Genomic DNA, 21986 nt, shown 5'->3' with positions numbered 1-21986 from the left:
GCCGGGCGAGACCCGCTCGGCGTTCAACCCCAGCGGCATCCGACTCGGCACCCCCGCGCTCACCACCCGCGGGTTCGACGAGTCTGCCACCCGCGAAGTCGCCGATCTCATCGCGCGCGTGATCGACGACTACGACGACGAGACCGTCGTCGCCGAGGTCGGCGAACGCGTCCAGGAACTCTGCGACGCCTACCCCCTGTACGACTAGACGCACCCGATCTACTTTCCTTTCCGGCGCGGCCGTCCGGAGTCCCGGGAAGCCCACATCGCACGTTTCAAGTGGGCTACGGACGCTGTTACTGTATGACCGAGATAATCGACGGCAACGAGGTCGCACAGGACATCCGGAACGGGCTGCTGGAGAGCATCGAGACGCTGACCGACGCGGGGACGACACCCTGTCTCGCGACCGTGCTGATGAACGACGACCCGGCCAGCGAGACGTACGTCTCGATGAAACACAAAGACTGCGAGGAGGTCGGGATCGCCACCCGCGACATCGAAATCGAACCCGAGGCACCCGCCGAGGAGCTTTTCGACACCGTCGACGAACTGAACGCCGATCCGGACGTCCACGGGATCCTCGTTCAGATGCCAGTTCCGGACCACGTCGACGAACGTGAAGTTCTCCGACGGATCGACCCCGCGAAGGACGTCGACGGCTTCCACCCCGAGAACGTCGGCCGACTCGTCGCCGGTAACGCACGGTACAAGCCCTGTACGCCGCACGGCGTCCAGAAGCTCCTGGCTGCGGCGGACGTCGAGACCGAAGGCGCCGACGCAGTCGTCGTCGGCCGCTCGAACATCGTCGGCAAGCCGATGGCGAACCTCCTGATCCAGAAGGCCGAGGGCGGCAACGCGACAGTAACGGTCTGTCACTCCCGGACGGACGACCTCGCTGCGAAGACGCGGGCAGCCGACATCGTCGTCGCGGCCGCGGGCGTCCCCGAGATGGTCACCGGCGAGATGATCTCCGAGGGTACGGTCGTCATCGACGTCGGCATCAACCGCGTCGAGACGGAGGACGGCTCCGAACTCGTCGGCGACGTCGAATACGAGAGCGTAAAAGAGAAAGCCAGCGCGATCACGCCCGTCCCGGGCGGCGTCGGCCCGATGACCCGCGCGATGCTACTGTGGAACACAGTCAAGGCCGCAGGCGACGTTGCCGACATCGAGGTCGACCTCCCGTAGCGGCGGCGAAGACGCGAACCAACGCTGTCACCCGATCACCGGATCACCAGCCGGAACTGTCCGGTCACCCGCCGAAACCGCCCGGACCGCCGGGCCCACGCGGCTTGTTCGTTTCCTGTGGCCCGGACGAACCTGTCCCGGAAATCGTCACGTGTTCCGTCTCCGGACGGGGCTCGACTTCCCGTCCGTCCTCGAACCGAACGAACGACAGGAAGAACTCCCGGCCGCACGGGCTTTCGGCTTCAGGACGCTCCACGTCGTCCGCATCACTCCGTGCTCCCGTCCAGCGGAGGCCGTCGATATCGTCGCCCTCGCCGCAGATGAGGCGGACGCCGTCGGCCGATTCGTAGTCCTCGTCGGGAGCGGCGTACTCCCAGCCGGCGAGCGGATAGGGCGTGACCGACTTGTCGGCGAGGTATCCCTCACGGGCCAGTTCGACGACAGCGCCGCAGTGTGGACAGTAGTAGCTGACCGGATGACTCATTGTCTCGAACGTCGTCTCGAATCGACTTAACGACCGCGCTGGTGGAAGATTCAGCAGTCCGTTCGACCGCCTCGGCGCGCTGACGACCGCAGGCGGGCGTTTATATACGATGCCGGGACCAGCACTTGCGTGCGGTGACAGGAGCCGCGGGGCGAGAGCGGGAGTACGGTACGGCGTCCTGCGGGCGGCTCAGTTGCGTACCGTCTGCTCGCTGCTATCCCGAACCGGCTACTTCGTCGGGGATGACCTCGGTGTCGACGTACCGGAACGCGACGTCGGCCCGCCGAGCGGCTTCCTCGTCACGGGGGGAGTCGCCGACGAACACGGCGTCGTCGGGATCCGCACCGATCCGCCGGATGGTCTCCAGAAGCGGTGCCGGGTCGGGCTTCCGCGTCGCGACCGTATCCCGGCCGACGACAGCGTCGATGTGCGCCGTGAGTCCGTGGACGTCGAGTGCGGTCCGGCAGGCCTCCTCGGCGTTCAGCGAACAGACGCCTTCGGCGGCGAATCCACCGACGTGATCGGCGTGCGTGAGCCGATCGGATCGCTGTGCTCCCTTCCGTTCGTACGCCGCGATCACCGCCTCGACGTCGTCGCGCAGGCCCGACTCGTCGGCGAGATCCAGCATCTCCCAGAGGTCGATCTCGGTTGCGTCGACGCCGGCCGCGTCGAACACCGCAGTGACGTCGCCCGCGACGGCGTCCCAGTCGACCAGCAGTCGCACGAGCGTGCCGTCCAGATCCCAGACGACGGCCTCGAACGCCGAGAGCGGCCGCGATTCCGCTCGGAACGGATTGTCAGTCATCACTTCCTGTAGGGCCGCAGCGGCAAAAGGGGCTTCGGACGATCGCCCGACGTCAGCAGAACCTGGCGGACGATGGGGCTGTCACTCCGTAGACTCCCAGTCTCGGACTTCGTCGAGCACTTCGGTCGGCGAGGCGTCGAGTCCCCCGCCCTGGGCGAACGGCGGGCCGCCGCCCCCGCCACCGCCGTAAACGTCGGTGAGGTCGTCGATCACGTCTCCTGCGTGAACGCCACTGTCGGTGCCCGAAGCCACGACGACGTAGGGGCGTTCCTCGTCGCCGACCGCGACGATCACCTCCCTGTCCCCGACGGCGTCCTTGGCTGCCTCCCCGGCGTCGTTGGTGTCGACACCGTCGAGTATGCCGAGTCGCCACGCTGTGTCGTCCTTCTCGACGGTCTCGAAGCCGTCGATCGCGTCGGCGACCGCCGCACGTTCGAGTTCGCGGACCCGGTCGCGGAGTTCGTCCCGCTCCGATCGGACCGCCGCGGCAGTCGCCGCGAGGTCGTCGGTGTTCGTTTCGAGAGCCGCGGCCGCCTCCCGGAGTGCCCGGTGCTGGGTCGCCCGCCGGTCGACGCCGTCGGGGCCGACGGCGAACTCGACGCGGGTGAGCCCCTCGCCCGGGTTCGACCGATCGAGGACCGTCACCGGACCGATCTCGCGGGTGTTCGAGACGTGAGTCCCGCCACAGGCGGCGACGTCCCAGCCGTCGACCTCGACGATCCGTACCGTGTCGGCGTCGTCCATCACGCCCTCCTCGGTCTTCGTGTTGAACGCGACGTCCTCCCGATCTGTCGCCTCGTCGGTCGGCATCCCCTCCCAGGAGACGTCGCGGGACTCCCAGACTGCGCGGTTTGTCAGCCGTTCGAGTTCTACGAGCGTCTCGTCGTCGATGTCGGTCGTGGTGGTGAAATCGACCCTGACCTTCTCCTCGGAGATGTCGAAACCGCCGTAGCCAAGATCGTCGAGGACCCGACGTCCCGCGCCGTAGAGCAGGTGACTCGCCGTGTGAGCGCGCATACAGTAGGTTCGGAAGTCGTCGTCGATGATGCCGGTTACCTCCTCGCCGACCTCGAATTCCGGTGCTGTCGCGAGCGTGTGAGAGACGGCGTCGCCGTCCTTCTGGACGTCGACGACCCGTCTGCCGCCGAGCGTCCCCCTGTCTGCGGGCTGGCCGCCGCTCTCGGCGTAGAAGTACGTGCGATCGAGGGTCACCGTCCGGTCGTCGACGTCGACGACGGCGGCGGTGAACTCACGGACCTCCGGTTCGGCTGGCGCGCGTGTTTGCATACGCGCCGCTGAGGGCGTGGGCGGACAAAAATGATTGCACACGGGGCTGCCGAACAGGCGGTTTACTCGTCGATCAGTTCGATCCCGAACCGGTCTTCGAGTGCCTGGATCACCGATCCGCCGACGTTCGCCCGAGCAGCGCGCCCGTCTTCGACGGCCCGCAGATCCGCCTCGTCGACGTCGAGTTCCGCGGCCAGTTCCTCGACCGTCACCCCCGCGTCCTGTCTGGCGTCCGCGACGTGATCGCTGTAGCCCGACACGAGGTGCGGAAGCTGATCCTTCTCGTAGTCCGTCCCTTCAGTCTCCCAGTGGCTGGAGTCGCCCGTCGCTCTGTCGTACACCTTCGCCTGCTGCTGGGCGGCCCGCTTGCGGCGCGACGTTCCGGTGTCGTCGCTTCCGCCGGATGCCGAACCCGAGGAGCCGGAGGTGCGCTTCTTGGAGTCGTCGTGTGGCGCACACTCTCTGCACACCAGAAGCTCCGCGCCGGCGACGTTCGCCCGCCGCAGGTTACCGGTCGACCGCCCGCAGAGTTCACAGCTGTCGCCGTCGCCACCGTCTCCCCCGCCTCCGGTGGAGTATTTGGGCATAGCCACACGTTCGGGGGCGATCGATTTAAAACCGCGGCGGCGGGCAGCCGTCGGAGTGAGCGCCAATCCAGCGGGCGTCAGCCACGGCTGGTCGGTGTAGCGTCGGAAGGATTGTGCGTGGGTGCTGTGTCCCGAAGGATAGCACCCGCATCGGGTGGCGGATTCCCGCCGTGCGATGCGTGGGACCGGATTTGAACCGGCGGACCTCTACAGGACAGCGCCCTCAACGCTGCGCCGTTGGCCTAGCTTGGCTACCCACGCTCGCAGTATCGTAGTGCGCAGTCAGTGGTTGTCCGGGGTAATTTAAATCAGTTTCCTTTCGGCAGCCCCCCGCTCGCCGAGTCGGCACCGTTTTTATCGTTCCGTCCGGCGATCCGGTATGGTACTGCGTGCTCGGGATCACGTGCTCGGACTCACTGTCGCGCTCTCTGTTGTTTCGCTCGCCGCGGTCTTCGGTGCCGTCCTCGGAGTGATTCCAGGCTCGTCGCTCCCGCGCGCTCCCGCGTTCGTCGTCGACGCAATCCCGCACGTCAACGCCGCGCTCAGCACCGCTGCGATCGTGACGATCCTGCTCGGCGTCCGATTCATCCGCCGCGGGGAGGTTCGGCGCCATCGGGCGATGATGCTCGTCTCGCTCGCGCTGTTCGTCGCCTTCCTCCTATTCTATCTCTACCGGATCGTCCTCGAAGGGACCGCAGAGTTCCCCGGCCCAGACGCTATCTATCAGTTCGTCTACCTCCCGACGCTTGCGATCCACATTCTGCTTGCCATCGTCTGTATCCCGATCCTGTACTACACACTGCTCGTGGCGGTCACGCGACCGATCGCGGCGATCCGCGCGTCACCGCACCGTCGCGTCGGACGGATCGCCGCGTCGCTGTGGCTGATCTCCTTCGTTCTGGGGAACGTCGTCTACGTGCTGTTGTACGTCGTCTACTGAGACACCATTGGACCGGAACTCGAATTCTACCCGAACATATTCGCGGTTAAGGATAACTGGAACGCTGTCGTAGTTCCCCTATGGCTCAGTCTCAAACCGCCAAGACGGTCGCGGAAACGACCGTCGAGGTACGCGCGACAGGACACGTCCGCGACGCGCTCGGGACGGCACGGCTCTCGTACACGTTCGAAGGCGACACGCTTCGGGAGTTCGCGAAGTCGTTCTTCGCGGAGTACGACGTCCAGGACCTCGTCATCGCCGAGACGGAGGACGAATCGGCCACCCGCGGGTGGGCACCGATCGACGCCGAGGACGTCCCCGGCGACCTGCTGAAGAACCCCGACGGGGAGCAGACACGGGCGTACGCCCGCATCCTCATCAACGGAAAGTTCAACGAAACCCTGGACGGCTTCGATACGAAGCTCCACGACGACGACCGCGTCGCGCTCGTCTATCCGTTTATGTTCTGCGTCTAGCGGTTCGCGACCCGTCGTCGCGGGCTGTGTGCCACCGAAGAATCAGTACTCAGTCGTCCGCGCGGGCGGGCTCGCTGTCGGTATCGATCACCGGCCGCTGGACGTCGCGGTCGGTCTCTTCGCCGTCGATGTCGTAGGGATACTCGCCGGTGACACACCCGAGACAGAGATCGAGCCGTGATTCACCCAGGACCTCCGCGACCGATTCGACCGACAGGTAGCCGAGGCTGTCTGCGTCGATCTCGTCGCGGATCTCGTCGATCGAGCGGTCGGCGGCGATGAGTTCCTCGCGGGAGGCCATATCGATCCCCATATAGCACGGCGCGACGATCGGCGGCGCGCCGATCCGGACGTGAACCTCCTCGGCGCCGGCCTCGCGAAGCAGCGCGACGAGCTGCCGCGACGTCGTCCCCCGAACGATGCTGTCGTCGATGATCGTCACCGATCGGCCCTCGATGGTGCTTTTGATCGGATTGAGCTTCAGTCGGACGGCGCGTTCGCGCTCGTCCTGTGTCGGCATGATGAACGTCCGGCCGACGTAGCGGTTCTTCATCAGCCCCTCGGCGAACTCGATTGCGTCGCCGTCGGCGCCCTCGTTCGCCGCTTCGGCGTAGCCCGACGCGAACGCTCGCCCGGAGTCGGGCACGGGCAGGACCACGTCGGTCTCGACGCCGGATTCGTTCCAGAGTGCGCGGCCGAGGTCGCGCCGCGCCTCGTAGACGAGCGTGTCGTCGATGACCGAGTCGGGGCGGGCGAAGTAGACGTGTTCGAAGAAACAGTGGGCGGTGTTGTCCTGTTCGACCAGTTGATACGTGTCGAATCCCGATCCGTCCGGTTCCAAGACGACCAGTTCTCCCGGACGGACGTCCCGAACGAGGTCGCCGCCGAGCGTGTCGATCGCGGCGGATTCGGAGGCGAGCACGTATCCGTCGTCGAGTTCGCCGATACAGAGCGGTCGGTTGCCCTGGGGGTCGCGGACGCCGAGGACGGTCTCGTCGTGCATAATCGTCAGGGCGTACGAGCCGTGGATGCGGTCCATCGTCCGCTTGACCGCGCGGACGAGGTCCGCTTCCAGGAGGTTGCGCGCGAGGTCGTGGGCGATGACCTCCGTGTCGCCGTCGGAGGTGAACGCGTGGCCGAGTTGGGCCAGTTCGTCGCGGATCTCGTCGGCGTTGACGAGGTTCCCGTTGTGCGAGAGGCCGAGCGAGCCCGATTTGAACGAGACCGAAAACGGCTGTGCACACGAGGCGTTGACGCCGCCGGAGGTGGGATAGCGGACGTGGCCGATCCCCGTCTCGCCCGCGAGCGAATCGAGATCGCCCTCCTCGAAGGCGTCGCCGACGAGCCCCATCTCGACGTGGCCGTGCTGCTGGAAGCCGTCGTGGGTGACGATGCCGGCGGATTCCTGTCCGCGGTGCTGGAGCGCGTACAGAGCGTAGTAAAGCGGGCGCGACGCCGCCCGGTCGTCGAGTGCGACGCCGACAACGCCACATTTCTCGGTCGGGCCGGAGCGCGCCGCCCCGGCCGAATCCGAGTCCGTCTTTGGTGTCGGTCCCGCGTTCGTCGCCTCGTATCCGGGTGTGGGGGTGGATAAGTCCCGCCCGTCTGGCATACAATCGACTACGGGATCAAGGGGCTAAAAACCCGTCCATATGCTACTTTCGGCGTTCGGAATGGGCGTAAATATGCACGATCGTGGAATAACCCGGAGTCGGCAGTCCGCCGTCCGTCCGCAAGCAGGGTTAGAAGGCGCACTCCCACCGCCGGTAGTACGTCACGGACCCCTCGGCTGTTTCGATCCGCTTCGATTCGAGGTACTCCGCGTCGCGGAGGACCGTCGTGGCCGCCTGGACCTCGCGCTCGGTCACGTCCATCGGGACGATTTCGATCTCCTCGGGTTCCTGCTCGTCGTCCTCGTCACACCAGATCTCCTCTTCCGGGGCCGTGACGGTCCCGCCGTGTTGAAGTAGTTCGTGCAGCTCCGGGACAGAGTAAGCTCGCGGTTGCACTGCATCGAGGAACTCGCCGATCGCCCGTTCGACCTCGGTCCACTGCTTTTCGGACTCCCACTCGTCTTCGCTGATTGGCATATCGGGACGCTCGGACAGTGGGCTGAAAAATTTTGTTGTGATGTCTGACATCTGGCACCGGTAGCGGCCCGACTCGTGACCCGAGTCCTGCGGCTATACTCCAATTGGGAACCGAACCCCATCCGGGGTCGACCCTCGACGGGGAGACCTTATTCTTCGTCGTCCTCGTCGACGTCCTCGAAGTCGGCGTCGACGTACTCGTCGTCCTCGCCACCGGCACCGCCCATATCGCCCATTCCGCCGGGGCCCGCGCCGCCCGGACCGGCACCGCCCGGCCCGGCGCCCGCAGCACCGGCACCGGCACCAGCGCCGCCGGCCGCCTGCTGGGCCTCGTACATCTGCTTGCCGATCTCCTGGAGTTCCTCGGTGAGCGCCTCGGTGGCGTCCTCGAAGTCCTCCTTCGTCGCGTCGTCGTCCTCGAGGGTCTCCTCGACGTCCTCGATGCGATCTTCGATCGACTCTCGGAGGTCGTCGTCGACCTCGCCCTCGTTCTCTTCGAGGAGCGTCTCCGCGCGCTGGATCGCGCTCTCGGCCTCGTTTCTGGCCTCGATGCGCTCGCGGCGGCGCTTGTCCTCTTCGGCGTGCTCTTCGGCTTCCGACTGCATCCGGTCGATCTCCTCGTCGGAGAGGCCCGCGCCGCCCTCGATGGTGATCGACTCGGCGTTGCCGGAGCCTTTGTCCTCGGCCTCGACGTTGACGATGCCGTTCTCGTCGATGTTGAAGGCGACCTCGATCTGCGGCGTGCCCGCAGGGGCCGGCGGGATCCCGGTGAGCTGGAACTCGCCGAGCAGTTCGTTCTCTTCGGCGATCTCGCGTTCACCCTGGAAGACGCGGACGTTCACGGACTGCTGGTTGTCCGCGGCGGTCGTGAAGATCTTCGACTCCTCGGTCGGGATGGTGGTGTTCTTCTCGATGAGCCGCTCGAAGAGGCCGCCCTTCACCTCGATCCCGAGGCTCAAAGGCGTCACGTCGAGCAGCACGATGTCGTCGACCTCGCCGCCGAGGACGCCGCCCTGGATCGCCGCGCCGAGCGCGACGGCCTCGTCGGGGTTGACGTTCTTCTTCGGCTCGGTCCCGAGCATCTCCTCGACCTGCTCGTGGACCTGCGGCATCCGGGTGGAGCCGCCGACCAGGATGACCTCGTCGATGTCGCCTTTGTCGTAGTCGGCGTCCGCGAGCGCCTGCTCCGTCGGATCGACGGTGCGCTCGATCAGATCCTCGGTCAGCGACTCGAACTTCGCCCGCGAGAGGGTCTCTTCGAGGTGGACCGGGCCGGAGTCCGTCGCCGTGATGAAGGGGAGGTTGATCGTCGTCTCCTTTCGCGAGGAGAGCTCGATCTTCGCCTCCTCGGCGGCGTCTTTCAGCCGCTGGAGCGCCTGCCGGTCCTCGCGGAGGTCGATGCCGTGGTTGTTCTGGAACTCCTCGGCCAGCCAGTCGATGATGGCCTCGTCCCAGTCGTCGCCGCCGAGGTCGTTGTCACCGTTGGTCGCGACGACCTCGTAGACGCCGCCGCCGAGGTCGAGGACGCTCACGTCGAACGTCCCGCCGCCGAGGTCGAAGACTAAAACCGTCTGATCGGAGTCGTCGTCGAGCCCGTACGCCATCGACGCCGCGGTCGGCTCGTTGACGATGCGCTCGACCTCGAAGCCGGCGATCTCGCCGGCGTCCTTCGTCGCCTGCCGCTGGCGGTCGTTGAAGTACGCCGGGACCGTGATGACGGCCTTCTCGACCTCGTCGCCGAGGTACTCTTCGGCGTCCCGCTTGATCTTCTGGAGGATCATCGCCGAGATCTGCTCGGGCGTGTACTCCTCGTCATCCACTTCGACGGTGTAGTCGTCCTCCCCCATATGCCGCTTGATCGACTGGATCGTGTGGTCGGGGTTCTGGATCGCCTGGTTCTTCGCGGGTTTCCCCACGAGTCGCTCGTCGTCGTCGGTGAATGCGACCACCGAGGGCGTCGTTCGATCGCCTTCGGCGTTCACGATGATCTCCGGGTCGCCGCCCTCCATCACCGCGAACGCGCTGTTCGTGGTGCCGAGGTCGATACCCAGGATCTTGTTACTCGCCATCTTGCTCGTCATTACCGGTCTAAATCGGTTAAAGGTTACTAGACGGGGGCAGCCACCACCCTTTCAAGGGTCGGCGCTGTCTTGCGATCCGTCCGTGTGAGTGATTGTCGTGTAGCAGGATTTTTATTGAAGCGCCGATCAGCCGCGTCGGTGATGCTGTCTGGCCTCGCCCCAGTGGCTACGCGGTGACCGCGTCGGGACCGCCGTCGAGCGCCGCGAGCACGTCGTCGAGGACGGCGTTCCGCCCCGACGAGGCGAAGAACTCGTGGCCGCCGTCGTACCGAACCCGGTTCGCCGTCGGCGCCCGCGCCTCGATCGCCGCCGGATCGACCACGCGGTCCGTCGGCGTGTAGAAGACGACGTCGGACTCGTCGAACGCCCCGAGGCGGGTCTGGGCGTCGCGGATCGTCGCGAGGAACGCCGGCGACAGCCCCGACGGGCCGAGTTCGGCCTCCGCGGGCGACTTCAGATCGCCGATCGCGCCGGCATCCAGATCGGGGGAGTAGAGTCGTCGCGTTGTCGGTAGCCGCTCGAAGAGCGCGAGGATCGCCGGGTCAATCCGTCCCGCGGTCCGGACACCCCACCACGGACTGAGAAACACGTTCCGCAGCGGATGCCGCTCGGCGAGGTGTTCGGCGATCAGCCCGCCGGTGCTGTGGCTCAACACGACGTCGAAGTCGTGCACCGACACGTAGTCGTCGAGCGGTGCGAGATACTGGTCGTCGAAGTCCCAGACGTTCGTCGGGATCGTGACCGCGTGGACGCGGTACCCGGCTTCCAGGAGTCGCGTCAGGAGCCACGCGACGTGCTCGTGGGTCGGCCGGTTGCCCCAGCCGAGGACGACGAGCAGATCCTCCTCGCCGGTTCCGCGCCGCGTAATTTCCATCCGGGGCGTCTCGCGGAGCAGGCGCGCGAAGGGGACCCTCATAGCTTGTTCGTCGGTCGCCGGACGGAAAAGTCCCGCCTCGGAGTCACCTGCGGCGGGCGTGCGGACAAATCCGGCCACACCGTGCGAAACCGCCTACAGTATGACGTCTTTCACGTCGGCCGCGCCCGCGCGCCGGACGACAGCGCGAACGACATCCCGGGCGCCGGCGAGGTTGTCGGTGTCGCCGTCGAGGACGAGCAGTTTCGCCTCGCGGCCGGGTTCGATGACGCCGTAATTCAGCCCCGCGAGTTTCGCGCCGTTTCTGGTCGCCATCCGCAGGACGTCCGTCGCCGGTACGTCCGCGAGTTTGGCGGCCACCGCCATCTCCCGGAACATCGACGGGGAGTTCAGCATCACGTTGTCGGTACCGAGCGCGACGGTCGTCCGCTCTCCGAGTTCGCGGATCGGCGGCACGCCGACCCCGGTGACGAGGTTCGAGCGCGGGCAGACGACGACGGGGGTGTCGTTGTCGGCTACCCGATCGTAGTGGATCGCCTCGGGGTGGACCATATGGACAAGGAAGTCGGGATCGAGATCCAGGGCGGCGTTGATGTCGTGTGGATCGCGCTCGCCCGCGTGGATGCCGAACAGTTTCCCGGCCTCGCGGGTGGCGTTGCGGAGCCGGTCGAAGTCGGCGTCGCGCGCGCCGGAGGCGCCGAACCCGTCGGCTTCGTGCATCGCTGCCTCGGTTTCGCGCCCGAGGATCGTGAGGTCCACCGGGAGACCGGCCGCGGCTTCGCGGATGTACTCGACACCCTCGACGCCGCCCTCGCGGAACTCGATGCACGCGGCGGTGCCGGTCGATCCCATCAGCCGCAGCGAGCGATGCATCGCCTCGACGGTCTCCTCGCGTGTCGCCGCCGCCAAAAGGCGGTGTTTCAGGCCGTCCGGCGGCGCCACCAGGTCGTCGAGCGAGAGGCCCGCTCCCGCCTCTTTGGCGATCGAGTCGCCGAGGTGGGTGTGCGCGTTGACGAACGCCGGAAGCACGATGTTCTCGGTGTCGACCGCCTCCTCTTCGACGGCGGTGATCTCGCCGTCCTCGGCGACGACCCGCCCCTCGACCGGCTCGAACTCGGGCCCCCGCAGCACCGTTCCCTCGACGATCATTGCAAGGACGTCACCGGCGCATCGGTTTGAAACCCCACGAAACGGGACTGTTCGCCTCTCGTTGCGGGGCAATCGCCCGCTTACGAGCCGGTAAACTCGTCGAGGGTGGCCGTCACGCCCGGTCGAACGTCGGAGACCGGCGCGCCGTCGACATCGAGATCGAGCACGTCCACGGCGACCTGCCCCACACGGTCTGTCGACTCCTCGGGGACGTAGACGCCGAGTCGCCACTGCTGTTCCCCGGCGGTCCGCAGTGCCGACACCAGCGGCGACTGTTTCCCGAGTTGCCGCATCTCACCGCCCACCATCACGCGCGAGGTGGATTCGGTCATCGACGGTCGGTCCGGGACGTCGAGGATGACTCCCTCGGGAGACAGATCCGCCCGCGAGGCAATCCCCGCTTCGAGGTCGCGCAGGGTGTCGAAGTCGGCATCGAGGACGTCCTCGGGGACGGCGTCGAGTTCGGCCCAGACGGCCCGCTTGTAGAGGTCCCGGGTCCGCAGGCGGGCCGCGACCGCGGCCGTCTCGGGGGTCGTCCGGAGCGCGACGAGGAGGTCGTGATCGTCCATCCGCCGGAGCTCGGCCGGCGTCGTCCCCGTCCGGTCGAGCAGTCGCTCGGCCGCCTGCCGGAGCATCGCCTTCGAGATGCGGGCGACGTGGTGCTGGTAGACGGTCGGGTTCATCAGCGCCCGCGCTAAAAGCAGTGACTCGGCGGTCTGGACGTTCCCCTCCCGCAGGACGAGTTCGCCGTCGACGAAGGCGAGTTCCCGCACGAGCCGTTCGTGGTCGATCGTCCCGTACGGCACGCCCGTGTGGTGGGCGTCGCGGACGAGGTAGTCCATCCGATCGACGTCCAGTTCCCCGGAGACGAGTTGCCCGTACTGGCCCTCGCCCGCGACCAGGTCGGCGACCCGCGCGGGATCCAGATCGTGATCCCGCAGCACGTCTCCGACTTCGCCCGCCGCGAGGAGTTCGTGCACCTCGTCGTGGTACTTGCCCGTGTGTCGCTGCGTGACCGTCTCGACGTTGTGGCTGTAGGGGCCGTGGCCGACGTCGTGCAGGAGTGCTGCAGCGCGGATCCGCTCGGCCTGGGATCCTTCGATACCCAGGTGTGCGAGCGCGCGGTCCGCGAGGTGATAGACGCCCAGCGAGTGCTCGAAGCGCGTGTGATTAGCCGAGGGATACACGAGGTGGACGGTCCCCAGCTGTTTGATGTGACGGAGCCGCTGGACCGGCTCCGTATCGAGGAGGGCTGCGGCGACGCCGCCGACCTCGATGTGGTCGTGGACGCTGTCCTTGATCGTCGCCATACCCCGGGTTGGCGCGGCATCGTACAAAAACCGTCGGCCGGACCGTAGTCGGTAGGGTCCGCCTTCGCCGGTGATCGTCGCCGTTTGCTCTCACGCCCCTCGATTTTCACCGCCCGAGTAATCGCAGGATACTATCGCAATCGTGACTATTTAGCCGAATTCACCCGGATTTTGTCGCGACGGCGGTGCCGAATTCGGATTGACTGTCTACCCCGTTCAAGTGGTCTCCTCGCCAAAGGGTGGATGCGACGTCGCCCTGCGGCGTCGCGACGTGGCCGCGCCGATTGCCCCTCGGCGACGCCACAGTCGCACGCCGGCCCTCCGGACTGCCACCCCCACTGGCGTCCGGGACCCCACACCGGCTGCGAACCCGATGACGGACGCCGGTTCTCCCGTCCCGGCGTTCGTCGCCCGCATAGGCGGGACATCACCCGCCTACACTCCGACCACGACGAACGGTCGGCCCCACCGGGGGAGTGCGCAGAGGCACCCGATGCCGGGCGCCCCCCACCCGTCCGGCTGATCGACACCCCCCTTTTCGACACCACTGGCCCCGACCGAACCCAGCCACGGAGCGGTCGGTGGGTTGATCAGTGTGCCAATCTTTCGTAGACGTGACTAACAGTGATTCTGCCGTCGTTACCCCCGAACGTGCTCTACGCTGCGTACGTGCTGGCGTTCGCGTCCGCCGCTGTGGCATGCTTCGGGATGCTGCCCAGAACGACGCAGATCTCCCACGAGGACACCCGACGCGGGCTGTTCTGGCTGCTGCTCACGGGCGGCGGCTGGGCGGCCGCACACGTCGGCTACCTCACGATGCCGACGCCGGAACTGCAGTACGTCTTCTACGTCGTCGGCCTCATCGTCGGCCTGGCGTCGGTCGGCCCGTGGCTGTACTTCTGTTCGGCCTACACCGGCCGGTCGATCCACCGGAACTCCGGCGCTCGCTGGGCGCTCGTGGCCGTCTTCCTCTTCTTCGTCGTGGTGAAGGTGACGAATCCGCTCCACGGCTGGTACTTCGCCGCCGAGCAGGCCGTAACGCCGTTTGCCTACCTCCGGATCGAACACCGGCCGCTCCACTGGATCGCGATGGGGCTCGCGTACGCGCTCTCGGCCGTGGGGTTCTTTATGCTGTACGAACTGTTCGACCGAGTCAACTCCAACGCCCGGCCGCTCCTGGTACTCGTCGGACTGACTGGCCTGCCGGTCGTCTTCGACGTACTCGGCGCGATCCGTTCGTCTGTTCTCGATCTCACCTACGCCTCTCTCGGCGTCGCGATTTTCGCCGTCGGCGTCTTCGCCGTGTACTTCGACCAGTTCCAGTTCGTCCGCGCGACGGGCGAGACCGACGACCCTGTCATCGTTCTCGACGAGCGCGACCGCATCAGGGATTTCAACACCGAGGCGGCGGAACTACTGCCGACGCTGGTCGGCTCGGGCGGCGAGTCGCTCTCGGAACAACTCCCGTCACTCGCTACGGCACTCGACGATTCGGATTCGACGTTCGAGATCGGCGTCGGCGGACGAACGAGATACTACAGCGTCGCTTCGACTCCCTTCACTACCGCCGGCGCAAAGACCGGCCGGTCGGTCATCCTCTCTGACGTCACCCACCGCGAGCAGTACCGGCAGGAACTCGAAGAGAAAAACGAGAAGCTCGAACAGTTTGCGAGCCTCGTCTCCCACGACCTGCGGAATCCGCTCGGGGTCGCGCAGGGACGGACCGAACTCGCCATCGAGGAAGACGAGACCGATCACCTGGAACCGGTGGTCCGGGCGCACGATCGGATGGAGCAGCTCATCGACGAGATGCTGACGCTCGCACGGGAGGGCGTCTCGATCGACGAAACCGAGCAGGTCCAGATCAGCACGGTCGCCGAACGGTCCTGGAATATGGTCGCCGTACAGACGGCGGCGCTGTCGGTCGAACCGGAGTTCGATCTGTCGGTGGCGGCCGATCCGGAGCGACTGCAGCAACTGTTCGAGAACCTGTTCCGGAACTCCGTGGAGCACGGCGGCACAGACGTAACTATCACTGTCGGTGCGCTCGAAGCGGGCGAGGGCTTCTACGTCGCGGACGACGGCCCGGGCATCCCCGAGGAGAAGCGCGACGAGATCTTCGAGGCGGGATACACGACTGCCTCCGACGGGACCGGGTTCGGACTCGCGATCGTCTCGGAGATCGCCGAGGCGCACGGCTGGGAGATCACTGCAACCGAGAGTGCCGAGGGCGGCGCCCGCTTCGAGATCCGGACCGGGTGACCGTCTCGATCGGTCTTCCGCTCCCGCACCGCAAGGACACCGTTTTGTATCCGTCGGTCCTCCTGTGCGTATGGTCGACGATTCCGAACTCGAAAACCCGGAGAACCCGCTCGTCACGCTCCACACCACGAACGGAGACATCACGCTCGAACTGTTCGAGCAGCGTGCGCCTCGGACGGTCGAGAACTTCCTCGGCCTCGCGACCGGCGAAAAGGAATGGAGCGACCCCGAAACCGGCGAGACCCGAACGGATCCGCTCTACGAGGGCACGATCTTCCACCGGGTGATTGAGGACTTCATGATCCAGGGCGGCGATCCCGAGGGAACGGGTCGCGGCGGCCCCGGCTACGAGTTCGACGACGAGTTCCACGAGGACCTGAACCACGACAAGGCGGGCATCCTCTCGATGGCCAACCACGGTCCCAACACGAACGGCTCGCAGTTCTTCATCACGCTCGGCCCCCAGCCGCACCTGGACGGCCGCCACGCCGTCTTCGGTCACGTCGTCGACGGGATGGACGTCGTCGAGGAGATCGGCGACGTGCCGACCGACAGCGACGACAAACCGGTCCGTGACATCGAGATCGAGACTGTCGACGTCGAGGGCGACGGCGACGAGACGGAGCTCTACGGGGAGTAGACTCGACCGGAACCGACGACGCCGAATAGACTGGAACCGACGACGCCGAATAGACTGGAACCGACGATACCGACACGGCCACGGACGCTGTCCCCGCGATCAGCCCTCCGGCCCGTCTCCCTCTGTCGGCCCGGGATCGGCTTCGATTCTGACACGGGTGTCGCTGTCGCCGTCGACGGCGCCGACAGTGAGTCGCATCCCGCTGACGCGGACGACGTCGCCGGTGACTGGCTGTCGGCCGAGTTCCTCTCGCAGGAGCGATAACACCGACGCCGACGCCGCCACCGCCGACGACAGCGTCACGCCGAGCGGACCGACGACGTCTTCGAGCGTCGCGTCGCCGGGTGTAATCACGGCCCCCTCCGTGGATCGAGTGATTTCCTGTCCGGTGCCGCGGTCGGCGAGCCCGCCGAGGAGTTCGTCGACGACGGCCTCGGTGGTGAGGACGCCCTCGACGCCCCCGGAGCTGTCCCGCAGAACCGCCATCTCGTAGCCTCCGGCCCGGAGGTCCCGGAGGACGCCGTCGACGGCCCGATCGCCGAACGACGAGAGGATCGGACGGAGATACGACGCGACCGTTCCGGCGGCGTCACCGTCGGTGTCGCCAGGATCGCCGTCGTTGTCGTCGCTGCGGTCGTCACTGCCATCGCTGTCGTCGCTGCGGTCGTCACTGCCATCGCTGTCGTCGCTGCGGTCGTCACTGCCATCGCTGTCGTCGCTGCGGTCGTCACTGCCATCGCTGTCGTCGTCGTGGTCGTCGGCGTCGTTGCGTCCTCCGGTGTCTATCGCGCCGACGAGATCGAGGAGCGTCACGGCGCCGACGACGCTGTCGAGCGAGCCCTCGTAGACCGGGAGGGTCCTCACTCTGTGGTCGGCACAGACCCGGATCGCGCGCCCGACGGTGGTGTCGGTGTCGATCGCGGTCACCCGGGCTCGCGGCGTCATCACGTCCCGGGCGGCCGTTCCGGAGAACTCCAGGGCACGGTCGATCAGTCCCCGTTCGCCCGCGTGGAGCGTCCCGGCGCGCTCGGCCGACGCGACGAGCGCCTCTATCTCGGCGCGGGTCACCGCAGGCGGCTGGTAGTCGGTCGATCCCCCAGTCAGCCGAGTCGCGCCGCGCGTGACGAGTTCGAACCCGGCCACAAGCGGGTACAAGACCGTCTGTACGATCTCCAGGGGTCGGGCGACCCGGAGCGCCCACGATTCGGCGTTGGCGACGCCGTAGGACTTCGGCGAGATCTCGCCGACGACGAGGACGAGCACGCTCACGACGACCGTCGACGCGGTGACAGCGTAGCCGGCGGGGAGGCGATCGACCAGAAAGGTCGTCGCGATCGAGGCGATCGCGATATTGACGACGTTGTTGCCGACCAGGATCGTCACCAGCAGGCGGTGGGGATCCTCCCGGAGGCGGCGGAGTGCGGCGACCCGCCCGTCGCCAGCGCCGTCGTCCACCAGGCTCGCGACGAACAGGTCGTCGATCGAGAAGAGGGCGATCTCCGAAGAGGAGAAGAAGGCGCTGATCAGGAGGAGGGCGATGATCCCCGCGACGACCGCGAGCGGTTCCGTTCCGGACGTCTGGGCGAGCGCAAACATACCTACTTCCGTGTGGATCGACCGTAATGATATCCCGGGGTCGATAGACACCCAAGGACGCGGTCGATCGACAGCGCAAAGACGTCGCCGGCGCAACGGTGGGGTATGAGCGATGCCGCAGACGACGCGGACGACGCCGCGGTACAGCCGAGCGACGTCGGCAGCGAGGAGAACGCCCCGCCGGTAGCGGAGAAGCCCTACAAGATCATCTTCGAGGGGAACAAATGCATCGGGGCGGGTCGGTGTGCCGAGGTCGCGGACAACTGGGAGATGGACATCACCTCCGGCCTCGGCCGCCCACAGTCGTACTTCATCGGCGAGGACGAACTGGACGAGAACGTCCGGGCCGCGGAGGTCTGCCCCGCGAAGAAGGACGAGGGCGTGATCCACGTTATCGACCGCCGAACGGACGAGGAGATCGCGCCGGACCCGCACGGCGACGGCACGCTGAGCGTCGACTGGTAAGCGACCGTCCCTGGCTCCGGAGTGAAGCGTCTATCGCGCTCGTCGTCTCCGAGGCCCCAGGTCTCCGAGCGGTTCCACGAGCAGCCTCGGACTGCACGCCGTCGTGTACTCGTGTGAGAAACGGGACACAAAAGCAGCGATATTTAAACGGGTTATCAGTATATGCGTCAGGCCGGTATCCCCGGGCGTGCGAGTGCAGGTATGCGTCAGCGACGTCTCGGACTGGTGTTCACGCTTTCCGGTGCGGCGCTGTTCGGGACGCTCGGCGTCTTCGGGAAGGCGGCCGTCGGCGTCGATCTGACGGTCGCGACGCTGCTCGCCAGTCGGTTCGTGGCGGCGACCGTTCTGCTGTGGGGGCTTTTGCTCGTCACCGGTCGGTTCATTCGTCTCCCCGTGCGCACCGTCGGCGTCGAGGTCGGTCTCGGCGCCGTTTACGGCATTATGTCGGTCGCGTACTTCGAGAGCCTGGCGTGGCTCTCAGCCGGTGTCGCCGCGCTGCTGCTTTTCACGTATCCGGTGCAGGTGATGGCCGTCTCGTCTGTCGTGCTGGACGAACCAATCACGCTCCCGAAGCTCTCGGCGCTGCTTGCGACGACCGCGGGCGTCGCGCTCGTCGTGCTGGGTGACGAGATCACGATCGCGCTGACCGGCGTCCTGCTCGTCGGCGTCGCCTCGCTCTGTTATACGGTCTATACGATGGGGACGCGCGCGATGGTCGCCGACATCGATCCGCTGGTTCACGTCGCCTACGTCTTCCTCGGCGTGACCGCGTCGATTCTCGGATACGGTGTCGCGACGCGCTCGCTCGCGATGCCCGAGGGAGCGGCGGGCTGGTGGCTGATCGCCGGCATCACGGTGTTCGGGACGCTGCTGCCGATCCTCCTGTACACGGAGGGGCTCACCCGGATCAAAGCCAGCCGCGCGAGCATCGCCAGCACCAGCGAGCCGCTGACGACGGTCCTGCTCGGGGTCGCCTTCCTCGGCGAGATCCTGACAGTCTCGATCGCGGTCGGGGCGGTCCTGATCATCTTCGGCGTCGTGCTCACCGCGCCCAGTGTCGAACGAACCATACGCCGGCGGTTCGAAGGTATCAGTGTCGACGCCGCAGTCGAGCGGGAGCCCTGATAGGCCCGGCCGTCGACTGATCCCTATGAGCGACCTCACCGCCACGATCGGCCTCGAATCGCCCGACCTCGCGCTGACCGAGACTGTCACGTACGACGAGTCCGCGTCTGTACAGCCGGTTACCGGCGCGGGAACGGTCCCGAATGCGGAGGGGTATCTTTTCACCATCCGCACGGCGGACTTCGACCGGTTCGAAACGGCGCTTGCCCGCGACCACACGATCGACGGCTTCGAGCGCGTGGTGGATCTCGGCGTCGAGGCAGTCTACAGCTTCGAGTACAGCGCCGACGCCACGCTCTTTTCGCCGGCAGTGGCCGCAGTGAACGGGGTTTCGCTCGACTGGGCGAACGACGGAACCGAGTGGACCGTGCGGGTGTGGCTGCCCGACAGGCCGGCACTCGCGGCGCTGCGGGAGTACGCCGCCGACCACGACATCCGCTTTGCGCTGCAGCGCGTCAGCGACTACGCGACACCGGGCAAGGCCGAAAACAGCCTCACCGACGAGCAGCGGGAGGCGGTGTTGCTCGCCCTGGAGATGGGCTACTTCGAGGAACCGAGAGAAGCGTCGCTCAGCGAGGTCGCGGCCGAACTGGGAATCTCACAGCCCGCTGCGGGCGGTCGCCTCAGACGCGGTCTCAAACGACTCGTGCTGTCGACGCTCGCGAGCGAGACGGGCGACGGCTGAGACGGACTGTTGTCGTCATTTTCTGGTTCTAACTTCGTGTGGTCTGTGGCGAAATCGCAAGACTTCTCCGGATCAACAACGCGCTACGCAAGGGCGTTCAAACATAATTCTGAAGCACAAAGTCAAATGCGAGTGACGTGACATATGGTAATAAGAGTGCGAACAGTACCTCCTGAATCATCGTAATATTGAGGGGGAACTCGCTCGCCATTTCGACGCGTTGCATCCGAATGTGATTGTACGTGTATTGATTCGCATCCTCTACTGATTCGGGTTCGGCGTATGGGAAGATATCTTCCGTAGCTCCGACCTCTCGTGATTGTTCTGCGAGGGCTTCGATCTTGATGTGCTTAGCGGCGTTGATAAACGACTTCATCCAGAGCATCGGACCGAAAAAGAGGATTAGGCCGACAAGAAGGCCTGCAAGCAGCAGTGGGAGGGAAAATTGGTCCATTGGACTGGCCCCAACAGCGACCGTCTGAAACAGCATAAAGAGTGTAAGGAGGATAAAATACGAGACAGAGACGTTTTTGAACATCTCGCCTGCTGGTTCCAATCCCGCGAAGCCGTGGGGGTCAGAGAAGTCAATGAGTCCAGCCCGTCGAATCTTGAAGGGGAGAAGTACAAGCGCGCCGATAACGACGGCCAAAAACTCAGCCCCAATGGGATAGAGCACGAACGGGATGATCAGATAGAATCTAACAGTCGCAACAACGGGGCCGGTAAGATCAGCTACAGGTCCAACCAGTCCGGCGGGATTTGTTAGCAGTTGCCACCCATAAAATGCCAGCCCAGCACACAGGACGCTATATCGAACTAGAGGGGAACTGATCTCGTTGAGGTTTGCGTCCGTTTTCCCCGATGGATTCGCCGGAACTCCGGCGATGGTGAGGAGCCGAGAGACGGGTTCCCACCCGCTGTCGAGGTCCCGAATATCCTCGTCGATTGCGTCTGGGAGGTCCTGGACGGCTTCAGCATACTTCCGTTTCGTCCGGAGCAGCATCCACACGACTGCGGGCCACGCGATAACTTGGAAGATCTCGCCGGGATTTTCGGCAATTGACAATCTACCTGTCTGAAGCCACCCGACAAAAGACAGGACAGGAAGATGTAATCCGATGACGACGACGATGAAAAGAAACGGTGCCCAACGTGACGTGCCAGTGAGGCGTTTCGAGACCGTCTCGAAACCGATTACCCGAGATATATGTTCGATCCAAAGATCATCTAACCCCACCTGTGATTCTGGCATACGCGTGGACTGTTCAGAGACCTATCACAAATAGATTCTCGGGTTTGGATACGGAATCTGTATTCCGCGGGTTTCAATATATAAAGGAATCTGATAGTATTTCCAGTGGGGGAGACGCACACTCGTTCTGGAGGCTATTTACCGATGTCCCCGTGAAATCAACTATTCTATTATCTGTGACACCCTTCCAAAAGTACTTATAAATCCTGCAGTGATCCGCCGGAGTTGCGGAAGCGAAACCACTAACCGGGCGTCAGGGGAATGTTCGTCTGCGCGGGGGTGGCTGAGCTAGGCCAAAGGCGGCGGACTTAAGATCCGCTCCCGTAGGGGTTCGTGGGTTCAAATCCCATCCCCCGCATACGAATCTGCGAGCGAAGCGAGCAGTCCGGTTCGTCCGGTGGGATTTGAATCAGGGAGCAGCTCTGCTGTGACCGTGGTTCAAATTCATCTCCCGCACTAATTGTAGGACCGGCAGCGAGTGTGGTTAGGTATGTGATAGGAAAGAGCTATAGAGCTATTCGCTGGAGTTCTTTTCATAAAGCCAAGACTGAATCAGCCATCACAACGAGTGTGCGAGTTGAGCATCCGCGAGCGAACGTAGTGAGCGAGCGGTTCACCGACGAAGCCGCCGAAGGCGGCGGAGTCGGTCACTTTTTGGTCCAGATTTTTGCAAGGAGTGGTCGCGCG

20 protein-coding genes, 2 tRNA genes and 1 pseudogene are annotated in these 21986 nt (G+C 65.4%); 10 read left to right on the top strand and 13 right to left on the bottom strand.

Annotated elements, in window-relative coordinates; genetic code table 11:
* Both RJT48_RS20470 and RJT48_RS20465 read left to right on the top strand, forming a co-directional pair.
* Positions 1–208, top strand: a pseudogene (locus RJT48_RS20470) (serine hydroxymethyltransferase); the annotation flags it as partial.
* A gap of 95 nt (positions 209–303) precedes the next feature.
* Positions 304–1191 carry a tetrahydrofolate dehydrogenase/cyclohydrolase catalytic domain-containing protein gene (locus tag RJT48_RS20465; RefSeq protein ID WP_311174220.1) on the top strand — a complete coding sequence of 296 codons (888 nt, stop codon included), beginning with the start codon at positions 304–306 and terminating at the stop codon, positions 1189–1191.
* Between the two features lie 64 nt (positions 1192–1255).
* Here RJT48_RS20465 and RJT48_RS20460 read toward each other — a convergent pair whose 3' ends face one another.
* From RJT48_RS20460 to RJT48_RS20440, 5 genes are all read right to left on the bottom strand, one after another.
* Positions 1256–1675, bottom strand: coding sequence for a DUF7969 family protein (locus RJT48_RS20460; protein ID WP_311174219.1), 420 nt, complete (start codon positions 1673–1675; stop codon positions 1256–1258).
* Positions 1676–1889: 214 nt separating this feature from the next.
* On the bottom strand, positions 1890–2480 hold the full coding sequence (locus RJT48_RS20455; protein WP_311174218.1) for an HAD family hydrolase: 591 nt from the start codon (positions 2478–2480) through the stop codon (positions 1890–1892).
* An 81-nt stretch (positions 2481–2561) separates the two neighbouring features.
* Positions 2562–3767, bottom strand: coding sequence for an alanyl-tRNA editing protein (locus RJT48_RS20450; protein ID WP_311174217.1), 1206 nt, complete (start codon positions 3765–3767; stop codon positions 2562–2564).
* A 62-nt stretch (positions 3768–3829) separates the two neighbouring features.
* Positions 3830–4354 carry a multiprotein-bridging factor 1 family protein gene (locus RJT48_RS20445; RefSeq protein ID WP_311174216.1) on the bottom strand — a complete coding sequence of 175 codons (525 nt, stop codon included), beginning with the start codon at positions 4352–4354 and terminating at the stop codon, positions 3830–3832.
* A gap of 176 nt (positions 4355–4530) precedes the next feature.
* A tRNA-Leu gene (locus RJT48_RS20440) sits at positions 4531–4615 on the bottom strand.
* 118 nt (positions 4616–4733) lie between these two features.
* Between RJT48_RS20440 and RJT48_RS20435 the strand changes: the two genes are divergently transcribed.
* Both RJT48_RS20435 and RJT48_RS20430 read left to right on the top strand, forming a co-directional pair.
* The gene (locus RJT48_RS20435) at positions 4734–5294 is read left to right on the top strand and encodes a DUF420 domain-containing protein (RefSeq protein WP_311174215.1); all 561 of its coding nucleotides are present in this window, start codon (positions 4734–4736) and stop codon (positions 5292–5294) included.
* 80 nt (positions 5295–5374) lie between these two features.
* Complete coding sequence (locus RJT48_RS20430) at positions 5375–5770, top strand: pterin cluster protein (protein WP_311174214.1); 396 nt, start codon at positions 5375–5377, stop codon at positions 5768–5770.
* A 49-nt stretch (positions 5771–5819) separates the two neighbouring features.
* On the opposite strand, the gene purF is transcribed toward RJT48_RS20430, so the two are convergent.
* The 6 genes from purF to RJT48_RS20400 form a co-directional block, all read right to left on the bottom strand.
* Positions 5820–7382 carry an amidophosphoribosyltransferase gene (gene purF, locus RJT48_RS20425; protein ID WP_311174213.1) on the bottom strand — a complete coding sequence of 521 codons (1563 nt, stop codon included), beginning with the start codon at positions 7380–7382 and terminating at the stop codon, positions 5820–5822.
* Between the two features lie 130 nt (positions 7383–7512).
* Positions 7513–7860, bottom strand: a complete 348-nt coding sequence (locus RJT48_RS20420; protein ID WP_311174212.1) for a hypothetical protein — start codon at positions 7858–7860, stop codon at positions 7513–7515.
* Between the two features lie 149 nt (positions 7861–8009).
* Positions 8010–9929 carry a molecular chaperone DnaK gene (gene dnaK, locus RJT48_RS20415; protein WP_311174211.1) on the bottom strand — a complete coding sequence of 640 codons (1920 nt, stop codon included), beginning with the start codon at positions 9927–9929 and terminating at the stop codon, positions 8010–8012.
* Between the two features lie 178 nt (positions 9930–10107).
* Positions 10108–10857, bottom strand: a complete 750-nt coding sequence (locus tag RJT48_RS20410) for an alpha/beta fold hydrolase (RefSeq protein WP_311174210.1) — start codon at positions 10855–10857, stop codon at positions 10108–10110.
* A 93-nt stretch (positions 10858–10950) separates the two neighbouring features.
* Entirely contained in the window at positions 10951–11964 is a 1014-nt protein-coding gene (locus tag RJT48_RS20405) for an amidohydrolase family protein (protein WP_311174209.1), read from the bottom strand.
* A gap of 80 nt (positions 11965–12044) precedes the next feature.
* Positions 12045–13274, bottom strand: coding sequence for an HD domain-containing protein (locus tag RJT48_RS20400; RefSeq protein WP_311174208.1), 1230 nt, complete (start codon positions 13272–13274; stop codon positions 12045–12047).
* Positions 13275–13925: 651 nt separating this feature from the next.
* Between RJT48_RS20400 and RJT48_RS20395 the strand changes: the two genes are divergently transcribed.
* Positions 13926–15536: a sensor histidine kinase gene (locus RJT48_RS20395; protein WP_311174207.1), complete on the top strand. Its 1611-nt coding sequence runs from the start codon at positions 13926–13928 to the stop codon at positions 15534–15536.
* A gap of 70 nt (positions 15537–15606) precedes the next feature.
* On the top strand, positions 15607–16176 hold the full coding sequence (locus RJT48_RS20390) for a peptidylprolyl isomerase (RefSeq protein ID WP_311174206.1): 570 nt from the start codon (positions 15607–15609) through the stop codon (positions 16174–16176).
* Between the two features lie 99 nt (positions 16177–16275).
* On the opposite strand, the gene RJT48_RS20385 is transcribed toward RJT48_RS20390, so the two are convergent.
* Positions 16276–17772, bottom strand: a complete 1497-nt coding sequence (locus RJT48_RS20385) for a hemolysin family protein (RefSeq protein ID WP_311174205.1) — start codon at positions 17770–17772, stop codon at positions 16276–16278.
* 105 nt (positions 17773–17877) lie between these two features.
* On the opposite strand from RJT48_RS20385, the gene RJT48_RS20380 reads away from it, so the two are divergent.
* The 3 genes from RJT48_RS20380 to RJT48_RS20370 all read left to right on the top strand — a co-directional run bounded on the left by RJT48_RS20380 (position 17878) and on the right by RJT48_RS20370 (position 20047).
* On the top strand, positions 17878–18237 hold the full coding sequence (locus RJT48_RS20380; protein WP_311174204.1) for a ferredoxin: 360 nt from the start codon (positions 17878–17880) through the stop codon (positions 18235–18237).
* A 201-nt stretch (positions 18238–18438) separates the two neighbouring features.
* Positions 18439–19362: a DMT family transporter gene (locus RJT48_RS20375; RefSeq protein ID WP_311174203.1), complete on the top strand. Its 924-nt coding sequence runs from the start codon at positions 18439–18441 to the stop codon at positions 19360–19362.
* Between the two features lie 25 nt (positions 19363–19387).
* A complete protein-coding gene (locus tag RJT48_RS20370) occupies positions 19388–20047 on the top strand; it encodes a helix-turn-helix domain-containing protein (RefSeq protein WP_311174202.1) in 660 nt (219 codons plus the stop codon).
* Positions 20048–20144: 97 nt separating this feature from the next.
* Here RJT48_RS20370 and RJT48_RS20365 read toward each other — a convergent pair whose 3' ends face one another.
* Positions 20145–21299, bottom strand: a complete 1155-nt coding sequence (locus RJT48_RS20365; protein ID WP_311174201.1) for a hypothetical protein — start codon at positions 21297–21299, stop codon at positions 20145–20147.
* 273 nt (positions 21300–21572) lie between these two features.
* Here RJT48_RS20365 and RJT48_RS20360 point away from each other — a divergent pair.
* A tRNA-Leu gene (locus RJT48_RS20360) sits at positions 21573–21657 on the top strand.
* Positions 21658–21986 lie beyond the last annotated feature (329 nt).

Origin of the sequence: Halobellus ordinarius (assembly GCF_031823395.1) — an archaeon.
Taxonomy (GTDB): Archaea; Halobacteriota; Halobacteria; order Halobacteriales; family Haloferacaceae; genus Haloquadratum; species Haloquadratum ordinarius.
Note: the sequence above shows the minus strand (reverse complement) of the source record. Positions and strands in the feature narration are given on the sequence as shown.